Source organism: Streptomyces sp. NRRL S-337 (assembly GCF_000720175.1).
GTDB classification, from domain to species: Bacteria; Actinomycetota; Actinomycetes; order Streptomycetales; family Streptomycetaceae; genus Streptomyces; species Streptomyces siderophoricus.
In genome coordinates this window covers 56,268-71,795 of sequence record NZ_JOIX01000024.1, presented here as the reverse complement: position 1 = coordinate 71,795, position 15,528 = coordinate 56,268, and the positions used below count along the sequence as shown (strand labels likewise).

The 15,528-nt window shown below is 72.6% G+C and carries 16 protein-coding genes; 4 read left to right on the top strand and 12 right to left on the bottom strand.

All coding sequences use genetic code 11. The features are described from left to right. Positions 1-37: 37 nt before the first annotated feature. Positions 38-1,876 carry a phospholipase C gene (locus IG62_RS0119270; RefSeq protein ID WP_030804226.1) on the top strand — a complete coding sequence of 613 codons (1,839 nt, stop codon included), beginning with the start codon at positions 38-40 and terminating at the stop codon, positions 1,874-1,876. A gap of 270 nt (positions 1,877-2,146) precedes the next feature. Next, positions 2,147-2,563: an Asp23/Gls24 family envelope stress response protein gene (locus tag IG62_RS0119265; RefSeq protein ID WP_030804223.1), complete on the top strand. Its 417-nt coding sequence runs from the start codon at positions 2,147-2,149 to the stop codon at positions 2,561-2,563. Positions 2,564-2,637: 74 nt separating this feature from the next. Here IG62_RS0119265 and IG62_RS0119260 read toward each other — a convergent pair whose 3' ends face one another. The 10 genes from IG62_RS0119260 to fdh all read right to left on the bottom strand — a co-directional run bounded on the left by IG62_RS0119260 (position 2,638) and on the right by fdh (position 12,944). Further along, complete coding sequence (locus IG62_RS0119260) at positions 2,638-3,663, bottom strand: SMP-30/gluconolactonase/LRE family protein (protein WP_420711076.1); 1,026 nt, start codon at positions 3,661-3,663, stop codon at positions 2,638-2,640. Continuing rightward, on the bottom strand, positions 3,660-4,304 hold the full coding sequence (locus IG62_RS0119255) for a hypothetical protein (protein WP_030804217.1): 645 nt from the start codon (positions 4,302-4,304) through the stop codon (positions 3,660-3,662). Before IG62_RS0119255 ends, IG62_RS0119260 begins: the two co-directional genes overlap by 4 nt. A gap of 2 nt (positions 4,305-4,306) precedes the next feature. Then, positions 4,307-4,675 carry a low affinity iron permease family protein gene (locus tag IG62_RS0119250; protein ID WP_030804213.1) on the bottom strand — a complete coding sequence of 123 codons (369 nt, stop codon included), beginning with the start codon at positions 4,673-4,675 and terminating at the stop codon, positions 4,307-4,309. A gap of 107 nt (positions 4,676-4,782) precedes the next feature. After that, on the bottom strand, positions 4,783-5,448 hold the full coding sequence (locus IG62_RS0119245; RefSeq protein ID WP_030804210.1) for an HAD family hydrolase: 666 nt from the start codon (positions 5,446-5,448) through the stop codon (positions 4,783-4,785). 59 nt (positions 5,449-5,507) lie between these two features. Beyond that, positions 5,508-5,822 carry a DUF6479 family protein gene (locus tag IG62_RS0119240; protein ID WP_051798243.1) on the bottom strand — a complete coding sequence of 105 codons (315 nt, stop codon included), beginning with the start codon at positions 5,820-5,822 and terminating at the stop codon, positions 5,508-5,510. Beyond that, positions 5,810-6,112, bottom strand: coding sequence for a Rho termination factor N-terminal domain-containing protein (locus IG62_RS0119235; protein ID WP_158795059.1), 303 nt, complete (start codon positions 6,110-6,112; stop codon positions 5,810-5,812). The genes IG62_RS0119240 and IG62_RS0119235 overlap by 13 nt, the downstream gene beginning before the upstream one ends. A 285-nt stretch (positions 6,113-6,397) precedes the next feature. Beyond that, positions 6,398-7,687 (bottom strand): NAD(P)/FAD-dependent oxidoreductase, encoded by a 1,290-nt coding sequence (locus tag IG62_RS0119230; protein ID WP_030804201.1) that lies wholly within the window; start codon positions 7,685-7,687, stop codon positions 6,398-6,400. A gap of 48 nt (positions 7,688-7,735) precedes the next feature. Beyond that, the gene (gene nrfD, locus IG62_RS0119225) at positions 7,736-8,701 is read right to left on the bottom strand and encodes an NrfD/PsrC family molybdoenzyme membrane anchor subunit (RefSeq protein ID WP_078872089.1); all 966 of its coding nucleotides are present in this window, start codon (positions 8,699-8,701) and stop codon (positions 7,736-7,738) included. Positions 8,702-8,760: 59 nt separating this feature from the next. Then, positions 8,761-9,678 carry a 4Fe-4S dicluster domain-containing protein gene (locus tag IG62_RS0119220; RefSeq protein WP_030804195.1) on the bottom strand — a complete coding sequence of 306 codons (918 nt, stop codon included), beginning with the start codon at positions 9,676-9,678 and terminating at the stop codon, positions 8,761-8,763. After that, entirely contained in the window at positions 9,675-12,944 is a 3,270-nt protein-coding gene (gene fdh, locus IG62_RS0119215; protein WP_030804192.1) for a formate dehydrogenase, read from the bottom strand. Before fdh ends, IG62_RS0119220 begins: the two co-directional genes overlap by 4 nt. 198 nt (positions 12,945-13,142) lie before the next feature. Between fdh and IG62_RS0119210 the strand changes: the two genes are divergently transcribed. Both IG62_RS0119210 and IG62_RS0119205 read left to right on the top strand, forming a co-directional pair. Next, positions 13,143-13,784 (top strand): DNA polymerase ligase N-terminal domain-containing protein, encoded by a 642-nt coding sequence (locus IG62_RS0119210; RefSeq protein ID WP_030804190.1) that lies wholly within the window; start codon positions 13,143-13,145, stop codon positions 13,782-13,784. A 47-nt stretch (positions 13,785-13,831) separates the two neighbouring features. Next, positions 13,832-14,371, top strand: a complete 540-nt coding sequence (locus tag IG62_RS0119205) for a cysteine hydrolase family protein (protein WP_030804188.1) — start codon at positions 13,832-13,834, stop codon at positions 14,369-14,371. Between the two features lie 96 nt (positions 14,372-14,467). Here the strand turns inward: IG62_RS0119205 and IG62_RS0119200 are convergent, their stop codons facing one another. Both IG62_RS0119200 and IG62_RS0119195 read right to left on the bottom strand, forming a co-directional pair. Next, positions 14,468-14,947, bottom strand: a complete 480-nt coding sequence (locus tag IG62_RS0119200; protein WP_030804186.1) for a DUF5709 domain-containing protein — start codon at positions 14,945-14,947, stop codon at positions 14,468-14,470. 114 nt (positions 14,948-15,061) lie between these two features. Then, positions 15,062-15,460 (bottom strand): DUF2795 domain-containing protein, encoded by a 399-nt coding sequence (locus IG62_RS0119195; RefSeq protein WP_399123324.1) that lies wholly within the window; start codon positions 15,458-15,460, stop codon positions 15,062-15,064. Between the last annotated feature and the right edge of the window lie 68 nt (positions 15,461-15,528).

Here is a 15,528-nt window from a genome sequence, read left to right as displayed (position 1 = left end):
CAGCACGACCACGTCCCCGTCCGGAGGGTGAACGAGCATGGCAAGCAGGGGAAGACGACCGGCGATAAGGACCCTGGGGGCCCTCGCGGGCGCCGCGGCCCTCACCGTCCTGGGCACCACGGCGCCGTCCTGGGCCGCCGGGCACCAGCCCACCCCCTCCCGCACGGCCACCCCCATCAAGCATGTGGTCGTGCTCTTCGACGAGAACATCTCGTTCGACCACTACTTCGCGACGTACCCCAAGGCCGCGAACACCGACGGCACCCGCTTCACCCCGTCCCCGCGCACGCCCCGGGACATCGACAACCTGCGCACCGCAGGTCTGCTCAAGCACAACCCCAACCAGTACGCCCCCAAGCGGCTGACCCCGCAGCAGGCCATGACCTGCGACCAGAACCACGACTACGGGCCCGAGCAGTACGCCTACAACGGCGGCAAGGCCGACCGGTTCGTCCAGAACACCGACTCGGGCAAATGCTCCGGCGGCCTCTTCGGCGAGCCCGGACTGGTGATGGACTACTACGACGGCAACACCGTCACCGGGCTGTGGAACTACGCCCAGCACTACGCCCTCAACGACCGCTCCTTCAGCACCACTTACGGCCCCTCCACCCCCGGGGCCCTCAACCTGGTCTCCGGGCAGACGCACGGCGTCGTCTCCATGGACCCGGCCTCCAGCACGGAGCACCCGCGGCAGACCGACAAGCCCGACCCGCACGCCGTGCACTCGCCCGACGCGCACGGCGTCGGCACGATCATCAGCGACCCCGACCCGGCCTACGACGACTGCTCCAACAAGGACCACACCGGCAAGAACGCGCTCGCCGCGATGCAGGGCCGCAACATCGGCGACCTGCTCACCGCCCGGCACGTCAGCTGGGGCTGGTTCCAGGGCGGCTTCCGGCCCAGCACCGCGTGGGACGGCCAGGACGGCCACTACGCGAAGTGCGGCGGCACCACGCACTCCAACGTCGGGGGCGCGGCGGTCGTCGACTACAGCCCGCACCACGCGCCGTTCCAGTACTACCGGTCCACGGCGAACCCGCACCACCTGCCGCCCAAGAGCGTCGACGAGATCGGCCACGCCGGACCGGCCAACCACAACTACGACCTGACCGACTTCGACGCCGCGCTGAAGGCGGGCAAGCTGCCCGCGGTCAGCTTCGTCAAGGCCCCCGAATACCAGGACGGGCACGCCGGTTACTCCGACCCGGTCGACGAACAGCACTTCCTCGTCGACCGGATCAACCGCATCCAGCAGTCGCCGCAGTGGAAGGACACCGCCGTCGTCATCGCCTACGACGACTCCGACGGCTGGTACGACCACGCGTACGCCAAGCCGCGCAACGGCTCGAAGGACACCTCGACCGACTCCAACGGCAAGGCCACCGACAGCCCGGCCTGCCAGGCGGGCCCCGCGGCCGCCGGCGGCTATGCGGACCGCTGCGGCCCCGGCACCCGGCAGCCGCTGCTGGTGGTCTCCCCGTACAGCAAGGTCAACACGATCGACCACACCCGCACCGAGCAGACCTCGGTCATCAAGTTCATCGAGGACAACTGGCACACCGGCCGAATCGGCGACGCCGCCTTCGACAGCCGGGCCGGCTCCCTGAAGAACATGTTCGACTTCCGGCACCCCAACAACAAGCAGGTGCTGCTCAACAAGGACGGCTCGGTCCGGTCCGTCGGCCCGATCCGGCACATCGCCCCGATGGCGGCCACCATCGACCCGGGCCCGGCCGTGCAGGACACGGCCGCGACCACCGACTCCGGCTTCCCGTTGCTGCCGGCCTCGATCGGCGCCGCGGTGCTGGCGGGCGGTGTGACCGCCACCGCCCTGGTGCTGCGCCGCCGTCGGGCCGGCGGGGCCGCCTGACCCGGAAAGCGCACCCCGGCGGCCGCGTCCCACGGGACGCGGCCGCCGGTGCGTTCGCTGCCGAACGGGATGTCGGCGCCGCGGTGGCCGGACATCCGGTTGCCGTGGAACGGTGGAGCGGGCACCCCGCCGACAATTCCGGTTGCCGGGTCGGCAAAGGAGGAGAGGCGGCCTCATCTGCCGGGCTCTAGCGTGAAGAGAGGGCCGACGCTGTGCTCCGTTCGGAGCACTCGGCGCCAGGCATGTGCGACGGAGCGAGGGGTGAACGGGATGACCGAGGTCACCGAGCACGGGTCGCGGAACGCCGGGACCCTCGGACGCACGACCATCGCCGACGGCGTGGTGACGAAGATCGCCTATCTGACGGCCGGTGATGTGGTCGGCGTATACGCCCTGGGCAGCGGGCTCGCGCGGTCCGTGGGCGAGCTGCGCAGGCGGGTGCCCGGCGGAGGGTCGGGCGGCACGCACGGGGTCAAGGTCGAGGTCGGCGAGAAGCAGACCGCCATCGACCTCGACATCATCGCCGAGTACGGCGAAGTGATCCCGGACGTCGCCCAAGCGGTCCGCGAGCAGGTCATCGCCACGGTCGAGCGGATGACCGGTCTCGAAGTCGTGGAGGTCAACATCGCGGTGAGCGATGTGAAACTCCCCGACGAGGAGGAGGAAACGGTCGAGCGGGTCCGGTAGGCGGGCGCGCGGCAGTCATGCCGGGTGGGCGCCACTCGATGACGCCACCCGGCCGACGGGCCGACGCAGCCGCCTCAGTGACCGGTCAGGGTTTCCGCGCCGGGCAGCGCGCACACCGCCATACCGCGTTGGGCGACGCTGGCCAGGACCAGCCGGCTGCCCGTACGGCAGACCGCGGTGACCATCCGGTACGGCGACCTGGCGGCCCGCAGGTCCCACACCGGATGCCCGTCCGGGCGGATGCCCAGCACCCGTACGGTCGGATGCGGCGGCGGGACGGGACGTACCCGCCGGACCGTCCGCCAGGCCGCCCGCCGCACCGCGTGGGGGAGGGCGTGCACCAGCTCCAGGGCCGGTTGGCGCGGTCCGGCGAGAGCCACCCAGAAGACCCCGTCGTCGGCGAGGGAGATGTTGTCGGGGTACCCCGGCAGGTCAGCAGCCAGGAGCTCAGAGTGGCCGGCCCGCGGCCCGGTGAGCCGGTAACGGCGCAGCCGGCGGGCTCCGGTCTCGGCCACGAGGAGGAACGACCCGTCCGGCGCCAGCGCCACGCCATTGGCGAACTGCAGCCCCGACAGCAGGACTTCGGGCGTTCCGCCGGGCCGCAGCCGCAGCAGCCGGCCCGTCCCCACGTGCTCCAGGATGTCGCCCGGCCACTCGTCCAGGCCGTAGCGGCGGCTGGAGACGGTGAAGTAGACCGTGCCGTCCGGCGCCGCGGTGACGTTGCTGCAGAACCGCAGCGGCTCACCGGCCACCTCGTCGGCCAGCACCCGGACCGTCCCGTCCCCGGTCGTGAGCTGCAGCAGACCGCGGTAGGCGTCGCAGACGAGCAGTTCGCCACCGGGGAGCGGGTGCAGACCGAGCGGCCGGCCGCCGGTGTGGCCCACGACCTCCGCACGGGCCGACCGCGCCGCCCGGTCGGCCGCTTCCGGCTCCGGCAGCCGCACCCGCCAGACCGTGCCGTCCGCGGCCCCCGCCAGGACGTTGCCGTCGGCGTCGGCCACCACGTCCTCGGGCCCGTCGATCTGGGGAGCGACGATCCGCGCCGGCGGGAGCGGCAGCGGCCCCCCGGTTGCGGCCCGCCGCCCCTGGACCGCGCTCACCGGCCACGCCGGAGTCGGGCCGCCTTGACGCACCGGGTCATCTCCTCCGCGTACGGCAGCACGATGCAGGCGCCGATGCCGAGGCCGATGCCGGCCAGATAGCGGGCGGACAGCGGGTTCTCCTTGGGCAGCAGCTTCCAGTCGTCGGGCCTGCGGCCGCCGCGCAGTGTGGCCCGGGCCTGGTCGGAGTGGAGCGTGCACAGGAACGCCAGCGCGGTCAGCGGCAGGACCTCCAGGAAGCTGTGGATGTGCTGCTCGACCGGGTGCAGTTCGCGCTCGCCGTCCGCCAGGCTGACGTCCCAGAGGGCTGTGGCGGCGTGCGCCAGCGCGGCACCGCCCATCACCGTCAGGACCAGCGGATTGATCCGGGCCAGCAGGCCCATCGCGACCGGCACCCCGGCCTCGGCCATCATCAGCGCGTGCACCGCCGATTCCCGCACCCCGGTGGTGTCCTCGATGCGGGTGCGCCGGTGCATGGCCCAGTCCGCCACCGCCGGGACGAACCACAGCGGCATCACGCCGTACAGCAGGAACCGGCGGTTGGCGTCGTCGGCGTCCATCGGCCGGCACGGCGCGGCGAGCGCGGCGGACCGGCGCCGGCCGCGCCAGGCCCGGGCGACCGGGCTTTTCTTGAGGTCCATGCTTACGTTTCCTCCTCCAATCGGATCGCCTTCCTCAGGTCCTCCGCGGCCTTTCCGCCCTCGCCCTCGCGGGATTCCAGCAGCGCGGCCGCCAGCGCGTCGAGCTTCCGCTGGATCGCGTGTTCCGCCCGCAGCTCGGAGTTCTTGAGCAGGGCGAGGAGAAGCAGCGTCACCGCGGTCATGAAATCCCCCGCCAGCAGCTGCCACGCCAGCGACAGATGGGCGAAGTGAACGGCGAGGAACAGCGCGATCAGGAGGAGGCAGAGTACGAAGAAGAGCGGGGAACTGGTGAAATGCGAGGCCCTTTCGGCCAGTTCGGCGAACCGCCCCCGCTCCTTTCCGCCGCGGTTCACGGGATGACGAAGGGACATGGCTCCTGGATACTCGATGGGCCGCCACCGGCGGAGACCGCCATGCCGCCGGCCGGCCCGGCAATTTCGCCCGCCCCGCCCTTTCACCCGCGCAGCGCCGGGCCCGGTCACTTCAGCAGGGACGACTCCAGCCGGGCCAGCAGCGCGGCCGGGCCTTCGTAGACCTCCTGCGCACCGGCGTCCAGCAGCTCGTCGCGGCCGTAGCCGCCGCTGAGCACGCCCACGCAGGGCACCCCGGCCCGGGCACCGGCCTTCATGTCCCAGACCGTGTCCCCGACGAAAACCGCCCGGTCGGGCTCGGTGCCGGCCTGCGCCAGCGCCTGTTCGACGAGGTCGGGGGAGGGTTTGCTGGACTCCACGTCGTCCGCGCCGGTGACCGCGGTGAGCGCGTCCTCGGCGTCCAGCGCGGCGCGCATGGCGCTCAGTTCGCCGCCGCCCGCCGAACTGGCGAGGACCACCGTCCAGCCGCGCCCGGCGCAGGCCCGCAGCAGCTCGGCGGCGCCGTCCAGCGGCGCCAGCCGGGACCAGTACTCGGCGAAGAGCGTCTTGTGCGCCGCGCTGATCACGGCGTCGTTCTCGCGGTCCCGGTCCGGGCCCAGCAGATGGCCGATGAGGTGGTCGGCGCCCATGCCGACGGTGCGGTGGATGGCGGCCGTCGGCACCCGGTGGCCGGCCTGGCGGAACGCCTCCCACCAGGCGACGGCGTGCAGATAGGTGCTGTCGACGAGGGTGCCGTCCATGTCGAACAGGGCGGCTCTGCGGTCCGCGGTCATGGGTGCGCCTCCTTCGGAGCGGCCGGGGGCTGTCACAGGTGCCGATCGCCGGGCCGTGGCTACTCGCGGCGCCGGGACTCGATGCCGTTGCCCTTCAGCTCGTGCGGTGTACGCCGGTGGTCGGTCCGGGGGAGTTCATCGGGCTCGCGGCGCTCCACGACGTCGCCCACCGGCCCGCCGTGCGGCAGCCGCGGCTGCGAGTCGGGGTGGGGCGGGCCGGGCTCGCGTTGCCTGATGCGCCGGCCCCGGACGAACGCCGCGAGCAGCAGGGCGACGACGAGGACCCCGACGATCGTGAGCAGGGCGCCGCTCGTCCCGTGACCGGCAGCGAGGTGCGCGGACAGATGCGTCGTTTCCACGGTCAGCGTCTCCATTCCGGGCGGATACCCGGCACCTGCCCGAACAAGCGCCGGTATTTCGCGGAGAGGGCCTTGATGAGGTCACCCCGCTTCATCGACGAACGGCCGGGAATACCGGCCTCGGTGGCGAGTTCGTAGAGCTCCGATTTGCTGCGTCCTTCCAGGTCGGAGGGCGGAGTGCGGCGTTTTCCGCCCTTCGCCCTCGTGGCCTTCCGTTCGCCCCGTGCGGTGTTCAGGCCGGCGTTGAGGACGTCCATCAGCTCGATGACATCGGTGGATTCCGGCGCCTCGGCCTCCTTCTCCACCGTCTCGCCCTTGCTCTTCGCCGCAACGAGCCGTCGCACGCGTGGGGATCCCGGCCTTCCCCGACCGGTCCAGGGCCCGCTGCAGCAGCGCGTAGACCTTGGCGTACTCCTTGCCGCGGGGCCCGAAGGTCAGCGAACCGCTCCACACCGGTCGTGCCATGGATCGCACCTCTTCGCACCGGACGGGCCAGGGGCCTGGTCCTCTCCATGGCACGACCGATCGGCGGTGATCGCATCCCAGCGCGGGCCGGCCGCCGGACCCCGGGCCGGTCCGGAAGACGGGCCCTAGCGCGGTACCCGGGCCACCTCCGGTGTCTCGGTGTCCAGCGGCACCGACCAGGACCGCACCAGGCCGAGCTGGACGCCCTGGCGGGGCAGCACCGCGTCCAGGAGCCAGTCGGCGGCCACCCGCACCCGGTTCCCGGGCATCGCCATCAGGTGGTAGCCGCGGGTGACGGCACTCGCGAGCGGACCGGACAGCGGCACGTGCAGCGGGTTCGCGGCGGCCTGGACCCCGCCCAGGTCGACCATGAACCCCAGGTCGTGGTGTTCGTACGCGCGCGCCGTGCCGTGGCCGCAGGACGCCGCCACATTGCGCGCCGCGACCTTGCCCTGCCGCTGGGCGTGCTGGGCGGTCATCGGCGTCACCTTGCCCGGACGGGTCAGGTCCGGTACGGCCGCGGCGTCACCGCAGGCGAACACCTCCGGCCGGCCGGGCACGCCCAGGTACTCGTCGACGCACAGCCGCCCCCGGTCGGTGGGCAGTCCCATCGAGGCCACCAGCGGGTCCGGGCGGACGCCGACGCACCAGATCAGGCTGCGGCTGTCGATGAACTCGCCGTCGTCCAGCAGCACTCCGTCCGGGGTGGCCTCCTTCACCGACGTGCCGGTACGGACGTCCACCCCGCGGCGGCGCAGCACCCGCTCGGCGGTGTGCGAGAGCCGCTCGTCGAGCTCCGGCAGCAGCCGGTCGGCGATGTCCAGCAGCAGCCAGCGCGGCCGCGGACCGTCCCGCAGCCCGGTGTTCTGCCGGGCCAGGGCATCGGTGAACAGCACGCCGTGGGCGGCGACTTCGGTGCCGGTGTAGCCCGCCCCGACGACCACGAAGGTGGTCCTGGCGGCCCGTTCGTCCGGGTCCTCGGCCGCTCCGGCCAGTTCGCACTGGCGGGTGATGTGGTCGCGCAGGTAGAGCGCCTCGGGCATCCCGCGGAAGCCGTGGGCGTGCTCGGCGACCCCGGGGATGGGCAGCAGCTTGTTGACGCTGCCGACGGTGAGCACCAGCCGGTCGTACTCCAGCGTGCCCTCCCGGTCCTCCGGGTCGGTGTACGCCACCCGGCGGGCGTCCAGGTTCACGTCGTGCGCCTGCCCGAGGACGAGCCGGACGCCCGGCAGGGTCCCGGTCAGCGACACCGAGATCCGGCGCGGCTCCAGGATCCCGGCCGCCACCTCCGGCAGCAGCGGCACGTAGAGGAAGTAGTCATGGGGGTTGAGCAGCACGATCTCGGCGGCTCCCTTGGCCGTCCGGGAGAGGGTGCGGGCACATTCGTAGCCGGCGAAACCGGCTCCGACGATCACGATCCGAGGACGACGTCGATGCACGTGGACTCCTGCGGTCGAGGACGGTCAGTCTGTCGATTGCGGTGTTTCCCGGCCGTCCGGGCGGGCGGTGGCCGGGTCCGGTCCCGGTCCCGGCCCGCCGGACGGTTCCTTCGTGGCGCGCTGGGGGACGACGGTGTACGCCGGGTCCTCGGCGGAGGCGATCCCGGCGGCGAAGACGCCGAACCGGGTGCACGCCGAGCCGGCCAGCAGCGCCAGCCCGGCGGCGACGGCCGCCGCCCGGGAGCGGCGGGCGGCGAGCGCCGCGGTCACCGCCCCGGCGCCGAGCAGCAGCTCCGCCCCGTGCAGCAGCCGGCCGGCCCGGCCCTCCCGGTAGGTCTCCGCCACCATCCCCAGCCGCCGCTTCGCCGCCCGGGTCGCCGCCGCGTCGGCAGCGGCGGCCAGTACGGCGGCGCAGCGCACGGGTGCGGTCTCGCCGGGCGGCGCCAGCACCAGCGCCATGCCGGACGCCGCGGCGGTCGCGGAGGCCGCGAAGAGGTAGGGCAGTTCACGGTGCGCGCCGTGCCAGGCCGGCACCGCGGTGTCCGCCGCGAGCACGGCGGTGTACGTGGCCACGGCCGGCCCCAGCGCCCCGGCGGCCGCGGTGGCGGCGGCGCCGGCCCGCGGCAGCCGCCCGCCGATCGCGCACACCGCCGCCACCCCGGCCGCCGGCCCGTAGCCGCTGAGCAGCCAGGAGCCGACGCTCATCGGCGAGGTCGGCTTGATGACGCGCAGCATGTTGCCGAACCGGGCGGGCCGGCCGAGGTCGTGGACGAGCGCCGCGGTGGACAGCGAGACGGCCGCCAGCGACGAGACCTTCATCCCGGTCGCCAGCGTGGTCCGGCCGGTCAGCTGGGCGCCCGCGGCGAGCACCGAACCGGCCCCCGCCAGGCCGCCGAGGAAGAAGTACCCGGCGATGTCCCGGGCCGACCAGGAGGGTGCCTTGATGATCGGACGGCCGTAGTAGGACTCGAACTCGGCGCGCGGGACCATGAGTTCCTCGCCCTTGCGGGACCGCCGTGCGCGCCGGTCACCCGGCCGGTCGGGCCGTGTCATCGCCGCCCCCTTCCCCGCAGCACGGCGGGCAGCGCGAAGGACAGCGTGAAACCGCCCACCAGCGACAGCGCCGCCGCGCCGGCGTGCTTCCACATCGCCGGCAGGTCCCGGGTGGTGACCTGCGGGTCCGGCGGCAGCCCGTAGACCTCCGGCTCGTCCAGCAGCAGGAAGAACGCCCCGTCGCCGCCGACCCCGTCCGCCGGATCGTGGCCGTAGAGGCGGGCCCGGTCCACCCCGGCCGCGTGCAGCTGGTCCACCCGCAGTGCCGCGCGTTCACGCAGCTCGTCGAGCGGGCCGAACTGGATCGACTCGGTCGGGCAGGCCTTCGCGCAGGCCGGTTCCTGTCCTGCGCCGAGCCGGTCGTAGCAGAGCGTGCACTTGAACGCCCGGCCGTCGGACGGGCGTTGCTCGATCACCCCGTAGGGGCAGGCCGGCACGCAGTAGCCGCAGCCGTTGCAGATGTCCTCCTGCACCACCACGGTCCCGAACTCGGTGCGGAACAGCGAGCCGGTCGGGCAGACGTCGAGGCAGGCGGCGTGGGTGCAGTGCTTGCAGACGTCGGAGGACATCAGCCAGCGCAGGTCGCCGCCGGCCGATTGGTCCGCGTCCCCGGCGAGCGGCAGCACCGTACGGCCCTCCGGCGCGGGCACCGGCGGATGCGGCGTCGACTGCTCGATGAAGGCCACGTGCCGCCAGGTGGACGCCCCGAGCCCGGCGGTGTTGTCGTACGACATGCCGGTGAGCGTCAGCCCGTCCTCCGGGAGGGCGTTCCACTCCTTGCACGCCACCTCGCACGCCTTGCAGCCGATGCAGACGGACGTGTCGGTGAAGAACCCCACCCGGGGCGGGGCACCGGTGTGCCCGGCGTCACCGGCCGGATCCGGCTCAGGGCCGCTGAGCAGGCTGTCGGTCATGGCCTTCGGTCCTCTCCGGTGTGCTCGGTGATGCCCGCGCGCCGCCGGTACTCCGCCACCAGGCGCGGCAGGGCGGGGCCGCGCGGCCGGCGGCCCGGGCGGATGTCGGCGGTGAGCGCCTTGTCCTCCTGGATGTGCGAGTTGGGGTCCAGCACGATCGCCATCAGCTCGTTGGCCGCGTCGCCGGTGACCACCCCGTTGGGGCCCCAGTGGAACGGCAGCCCGATCTGGTGCACCTCGCGGCCGTGCACGGTCAGCGTCCTGATCCGGTCGGTGATCGCCACCCGCGCCTCGATGGCGTTCCGGGCGGTGACGATCGTCGCCCAGCCGTTGTGCGTCAGGCCGCGCTCGGCGGCCAGCCGCGGGGACACCTCGCAGAACAACTCCGGCTGCAGCTCGGCGAGATGGGACGACCAGCGGCTCATCCCGCCCGCCGTGAAGTGCTCGGTCAGCCGGTGGGTGGTCAGGACGTACGGGAAGACCTCGGCACCCGGCTCGTCGCCGCTGGGGTGGTAGCGGTTGCCCTCGCGGACGTACCGCTCTTGTGTGGGGGAGCGCGGTCGGTCGGGGTAGAGCGCGTTGCCGAACGGCGAGTCCTGCGGCTCGTAGTGGGTCGGCAGCGGCCCGTCGAGCAGCCCGGACGGGGCGAACAGCCAGCCCTTGCCGTCCGCCTGCATGATGAACGGGTCGTCGCCGCGCAGCGCGTCGGGCCCGCTCGCCCCGGGCGGCGGTACGTGGTCCGGGGCCCGGTCGGGCACGAAGTCCGGCACGTCGTGGCCGGTCCAGCGGCCCGCGCCGGCGTCCCACCACACATACGCCTTGCGGGCGCTCCAGGGCGTGCCGTCCGGGGCGGCCGACGCCCGGTTGTAGAGGATCCGGCGGTTCGCCGGCCAGGCCCACGCCCACTCGGCGGCGACCCAGTCCTGCTCGGTGTGCGGGGTGCGGCGGGCCGCCTGGTTGACGCCGTCCGCGAAGACCCCGCAGTAGATCCAGCAGCCGCAGCGGGTCGAGCCGTCGTCCTTCAGCTCGGTGTAGGCACTCAGCGGGGCGCCGTCCGGACCGTGTCCGTTGATCTCGGCGAGGACCGCGGCGGCGACCGGCTCCCCGTGGTCGCCCTCGACCGGATAGTCCCAGGTCAGGTCCTGCACCATGCGGTCCCTCGGGTCGGTGGACGCGGCCAGCTTCTGCTTGATGCGCCGGCCCAGGTGGTACATGAACCACAGGTCGCTGCGGGCGTCGCCGTCCGGCTCGACGGCGGCGTGGTGCCACTGCAGCCAGCGGTTGGTGTTGGTGAACGACCCGGACTTCTCGGTGTGCGAGGCGGCCGGCAGGAAGAACACCTCGGTCCCGATGTCCTCCGTGGCGAGCTCGCCGCTCTCGATCTCGGGCCCGTCCTGCCACCAGGTCGCCGACTCGATGAGCGAGAAGTCACGGACGACCAGCCAGTCGAGGTTCGCCATGCCCAGCCGCTGGAGGCGGGTGTTGGCGGAGCCCACGGCGGGGTTCTCGCCCATCAGGAAGTAGCCCTTGCAGACGCCGTCCAGCTGAGCCATCACGGTGTCGTAGGTGCTGTGCGATCCGGTCAGCCGCGGCAGGTGGTCGAAGCAGAAGTCGTTCTCCGGGGTCGCGGCATCGCCGTAGTACGCCTTGAGCAGACTGACGAAGTACGCCCGCATGTCGCCCCAGAAGCCCTTGTCGGTGCGGCTCGCGGCGATGAAGGTGTCCAGGTCCTCGTGGGTGTGCGCGTGCGGCATCGGCAGGTAGCCGGGCAGCAGGTTGTAGAGCGTGGGGATGTCGCTGGAGCCCTGGATGGAGGCGTGGCCGCGGAGCGCCTGGATGCCGCCGCCGGGGCGGCCGATGTTGCCCAGCAGCAGCTGCAGGACGCTGGCGGCCCGGATGTACTGGGAACCGGTCGCGTGCTGGGTCCAGCCGACCGCGTAGACGAAGGCGCTGGTCCGCTCCCGCCCGGAGTTCGAGGTCAGCGCGTCGCACACCTGCCGGAACGTCTCGCGCGGGATCCCGCAGGTCCGCTCGACCAGCTCCGGGGTGTAGCGGGCGTAGTGCCGCTTGAGGATCTGGTAGACGCACCGGGGATGGGTCAGGGTCGGGTCCCGCGGCGCTTCGGCGGCGGCCTGCGGACCGCCGGAGCCGTGCGTCTCGGCGTGGCCGGGGGCGTGGTGCGAGGCCCCGCGGAGGTCCGCCAGCCGGCGGTCGTGCAGCTGCTCGACGTCGCCGGCCGGGGCCTGGACGTCGGTGCCCTCGTACTGCCAGCTCGCCGGGTCGTAGCAGCGCCCCTCCTCGTCCAGCCCGGAGAACACGCCGCCGAGGTCCTCGGTGTCGCGGAAGTCCTCGCTGATCAGGGTGGCGGCGTTGGTGTAGGCGAGGACGTACTCGCGGAAGTCCTTCTCCTCGGACAGGACGTGGTGGATCAGCCCGCCCAGGAAGGCGAGGTCGGTGCCGGCGCGGATCGGCACGTGCAGGTCGCACAGCGCGCTGGTCCGGGTGAAGCGCGGATCGACGTGGATGATCCGGGCACCCCGGGCCTTGGCCTCCATCACCCACTGGAAGCCCACCGGATGCGCCTCGGCGAAGTTCGAGCCCTCGATGACGATGCAGTCCGCGTGCTGGAGGTCCTGCATGAAGGTGGTCGCCCCGCCGCGCCCGAACGAGGTGCCCAGGCCCGCGACCGTCGAGCTGTGGCAGACCCGGGCCTGGTTCTCCACCTGGACCACGCCCAGACCCGTCAGCAGCTTCTTGATCAGGTAGTTCTCCTCGTTGTCGAGGGTCGCGCCGCCCAGGCTGGCGATGCCGAGCGTGCGGGCCACCCGCTTGCCGTCCGCCTCCCACTGCCAGGTGTCCCGGCGGGTCTCGATCACCCGCTCGGCGATCATGTCCATGGCCGTGTCCAGGTCGAGCGGCTGCCAGTCGGTGCCGTACGGCCGGCGGTAGAGGACCTGATGGCGCCGGGACGGCCCGGTCGTCAGCTGGAGCGTCGCCGAGCCCTTGGGGCACAGCCGGCCCCGGCTGACCGGCGAGTCCGGGTCGCCCTCGATCTGCACCACCCGGTCGTCCTTGACGTACACCTGCTGTCCGCAGCCGACCGCGCAGTACGGGCAGATCGACTTCACCACCCGGTCGGCGGTCTCCGTCCGCGGCCGGAGCGCTTCGGTGCGCGCGGACATCGCGGCGCGTCCGCGGCCCAGCGGATCGCCGCCGGTCAGCTGCCGGTACACGGGCCAGTCACGCAGCAGCCTCCCCACGCCCATGGCTCCTCCAAGCACCTCGCATCGTGCGGTCAGGATCCAAACTCCCTCCCGCGGCCCTCGCGTGCCCCTTGGCGGGCGTGTTACTCACCCAACCGGGCACTCGAAGGGCCGCGGGACGGGCCCCGGGCTGCGCGTGCGGTGCCCCCCGCCGCGCGTCACAGTGAGAGATGCGGCATCCGAGGAAAGGCGGCGGGCCCCGTGAGTGGCAGGAACGGACTGACGACGTACCGCGGCAAACGGCACTTCGACCGGACCCACGAGCCGCAGGGCGGGCAGGACTCCTCCGGTGCCTCCTCCGGTGACACGCCGTGCTTCGTGGTGCAGATCCACGACGCCAGCACCCTGCACTTCGACTTCCGGCTGGAGGTCGACGGCGTCCTGAAGTCCTGGTCGGTGCCGAAGGGCCCGTCCAGCGATCCGCAGGACAAGCGGCTGGCCATGCCCACCGAGGACCATCCGCTGGAGTACCGGGAGTTCGAGGGCGTCATCCCGGACGGGGAGTACGGCGCGGGCACCGTCATCGTCTGGGACGAGGGCAGCTACCGCCCGCTGCCCGGGCGGAAGAAGGGCCGCACCCGCACGTTCGGCGAAGCCCTGGAGCAGGGCCACGCGTCCTTCTGGCTCGACGGCAGCAAACTGCACGGCGGCTATGCGCTCACCCGGTTCCGCGGCGGCGACGGCTCCGGGAAGCGGGAGTCCTGGCTGCTGGTCAAGGAGAACGACGACCGGGCCGCACGGCGCGGCACCCCCGACGCCCGCCGGGCCCGGTCCGTCCGCAGCGGGCGGACCCTCAAGCGGGTCGCCGAGGAGGAGGCCGGGGAACACAGGAGTCCGCGATGAGCAGGGCCTGCGCCGCTCCGGCCCGGGGCTGACCGGGGTTTTCCGCCATGTCCGGCACCGCACTCATCGTGATCGACATGCTCAACCCCTACGAGCACGAGGACGCCGAACTGCTGCTGCCCTCGGTGCGCGCGACGTTGCCCCGGCTCACCGCGCTGCTCGAACGGGCCCGGCACAGCGAGACCGAGGTCATCTACGTCAACGACAATTTCGGCCGGTGGCGCTCGCACCACGACGAGATCCTGGACACCGCGCTGAGCGGCCCGCACGCCGACCTCGTGGAGCCGGTACGGCCGGACGACACCTCACTGTTCGTGGTGAAGGCCCGGCACTCGATCTTCTACCAGACCCCGCTGGAATACCTGCTGCGCCAGCACGGCATCGAGACCATCGTGCTCTGCGGCCAGGTCACCGAACAATGCGTGCTCTATTCCGCGCTCGACGCCCATATCCGGCACATCGGTGTCACCGTCGTCGAGGACGCCTGCGCGCATATCCACCGCGACCTCGCGGAAGCCGCGCTGCGCATGATGGAACGCAATATGCAGGCCCGTATCGTCCGGTCCACCGCCGAGGAAATCTTCTGACGTCTCACGGCGGGCGTGGCGTCTCACGGCGGGCGTGGTGAGAGGTTCGGCGAAAGGCATTCCGTGCATTCCGTGACCACGGGCTGAACCTCGGGGCTATGCCTCCAGCTCCCCGTCGCCCGCATTGTCGCGGGCGATGTGCACCGCGGCCTCCTCGGCGGACGCCGCACCGCCGTCGATGCCGACGTCCCGGGCGGCGATGTCGTCGCTGCCGCCGCGCCAGAAGCCCTCGTCGGTGCCCACGAGCCGGCCGGCCCGCTCCTCGCCGCACTCCAGATCCACCGGTTCGCCCACACCGCCGGGCAGATCGCCGATGCCGTCGCCGTCGACCGGGAGCACGTCCGGCACCTCCACGGCCAGCCGGTGCTCCAGCGACTCGCGGTCGTGCAGTTCCCGTGCCGTGGTGCCCTCGTGATTGACCACGAAGGGCCGTTCGGGCGGCGAATAGCCGGTGTCCAGCATGGCGTCGAGGTCGGGCTCGTCGAGGGCGTCCTCCATGTCCAGATCGTTGGGGTTGTCCTGGGGGTCGGAGCTGGGCGGCTGGTAGACCTCGTCGCCCATCGCGTCGTCGGACATGACCGCCCTCCCTCTCCCGTCCGCTCGTCCCGTCGCGGGCCGCGGCGGGTCTCTCTGCCACCAATTGTCCGCCTCCCGGCGCCGCTCGGCAGCGTCAGGAGGCGGACGGCCGGGTCAGCGCCGCACGTGCTCGGTGTGCAGTCCGATGGCCTCGGCGATGGCCTGCACATTGACGTACCGGTCGTGCGCCGGCAGCCGTTGGGCCAGCTCCACCAGCCGGTCCGGCGCGTGGTTGCGCCGCAGCGTCTCGATGATCGTGTTCTTGTCGGCGGGATACAGGCTCCGGCCGAGGTGCTGGGCGAGTTCGGAGCGCAGTCCGACGTCCTGCTCGGTCATCCCGCTCGGCGTACCGCCGCGGTAGTCGCTCGCGGGCGACCACGCCGGCAGCGGCTGGTCCTCGCCCGCGGGCTGGAGTTCGTGTTCCTCGTCGGTCCGCAGCGAGCGCTCCGCGGCCAGTTGCCCGCGCAACTGCTTCTTCATCATGTCGTCCCGGGCGGGGCCGGTCTTGTCCATTCCGTGTTCCATGACCATCGCTGCCTCCGGTCTGACGAGTCCTACCGACCCGACGCGTTTCTCCCAGT

Bases quoted from the DNA above. Each gene is read 5' to 3' on its own strand.
- IG62_RS0119270 (WP_030804226.1), top strand. From the start codon at position 38: ATGGCAAGCAGGGGAAGACGACCGGCGATAAGGACCCTGGGGGCCCTC.
- fdh (WP_030804192.1), bottom strand. From the start codon at position 12,944: ATGGGCGTGGGGAGGCTGCTGCGTGACTGGCCCGTGTACCGGCAGCTG.
- IG62_RS0119265 (WP_030804223.1), top strand. From the start codon at position 2,147: ATGACCGAGGTCACCGAGCACGGGTCGCGGAACGCCGGGACCCTCGGA.
- IG62_RS0119250 (WP_030804213.1), bottom strand. From the start codon at position 4,675: ATGTCCCTTCGTCATCCCGTGAACCGCGGCGGAAAGGAGCGGGGGCGG.
- nrfD (WP_078872089.1), bottom strand. From the start codon at position 8,701: ATGGTCCCGCGCGCCGAGTTCGAGTCCTACTACGGCCGTCCGATCATC.
- IG62_RS0119245 (WP_030804210.1), bottom strand. From the start codon at position 5,448: ATGACCGCGGACCGCAGAGCCGCCCTGTTCGACATGGACGGCACCCTC.
- IG62_RS0119195 (WP_399123324.1), bottom strand. From the start codon at position 15,460: ATGGACAAGACCGGCCCCGCCCGGGACGACATGATGAAGAAGCAGTTG.
- IG62_RS0119255 (WP_030804217.1), bottom strand. From the start codon at position 4,304: ATGGACCTCAAGAAAAGCCCGGTCGCCCGGGCCTGGCGCGGCCGGCGC.
- IG62_RS0119220 (WP_030804195.1), bottom strand. From the start codon at position 9,678: ATGACCGACAGCCTGCTCAGCGGCCCTGAGCCGGATCCGGCCGGTGAC.
- IG62_RS0119205 (WP_030804188.1), top strand. From the start codon at position 13,832: ATGTCCGGCACCGCACTCATCGTGATCGACATGCTCAACCCCTACGAG.
- IG62_RS0119200 (WP_030804186.1), bottom strand. From the start codon at position 14,947: ATGTCCGACGACGCGATGGGCGACGAGGTCTACCAGCCGCCCAGCTCC.
- IG62_RS0119240 (WP_051798243.1), bottom strand. From the start codon at position 5,822: ATGGAGACGCTGACCGTGGAAACGACGCATCTGTCCGCGCACCTCGCT.